Source organism: Mesorhizobium sp. M7A.F.Ca.CA.003.01.2.1 (genome assembly GCF_003998945.1).
Classification (GTDB): Bacteria; Pseudomonadota; Alphaproteobacteria; order Rhizobiales; family Rhizobiaceae; genus Mesorhizobium; species Mesorhizobium ciceri.
On the sequence record NZ_RZRA01001605.1, the window covers coordinates 1 to 556 of the forward strand.

Genomic DNA, 556 nt, shown 5'->3' on the forward strand with positions numbered 1-556 from the left:
GTCACCGCCGCTGTCGTCGGCACCGTCAGCAGGCCCACTGTCGGCCGGCCCACCGTCCGCCGGCTTGACGGCATCGCTGTCGCCGCCGCCGGTCGTCTTGGCGGCTTTGGCGACGTCATCCGCCTGCTTCTTCTGCAGAGCGCGATAGCGGGCGACATTCTCGTTGTGCTCGTCCAGCGTCGCGGCAAAGACGTGCCCACCGGTGCCGTCGGCGACGAAATAGAGGTCGTCGGTCTTCGACGGATTGGCCACCGCCTCCAGCGCTGCACGACCCGGATTGGCGATCGGCGTCGGCGGCAAGCCGTTGATCACATAGGTGTTGTAGGGGGTCTGTTTCTGGATATCCGACTGGTAGATCGGCCGGTCCGCCGGCTTTCCCTTGCCGCCGAACAGCCCGTAGATGATGGTCGGATCGGATTGCAGGCGCATGCCCTTGGCAAGCCGGTTCAGGAAGACGGCGGCAACCCGTGAACGCTCGTCACCCTTGCCCGTCTCTTTCTCGACAATCGAAGCCAGCGTGACGAACTCCTCGACGTTGGCCAGCGGCAGGTCCGGC

1 protein-coding gene is annotated in these 556 nt (G+C 65.6%); it reads right to left on the reverse strand.

Going from position 1 to position 556, the window contains the following annotated elements:
- On the reverse strand, nucleotides 1-556 hold a 556-nt coding region (gene mltG / locus EN969_RS34490; RefSeq protein ID WP_127419956.1), incomplete at both ends, for an endolytic transglycosylase MltG.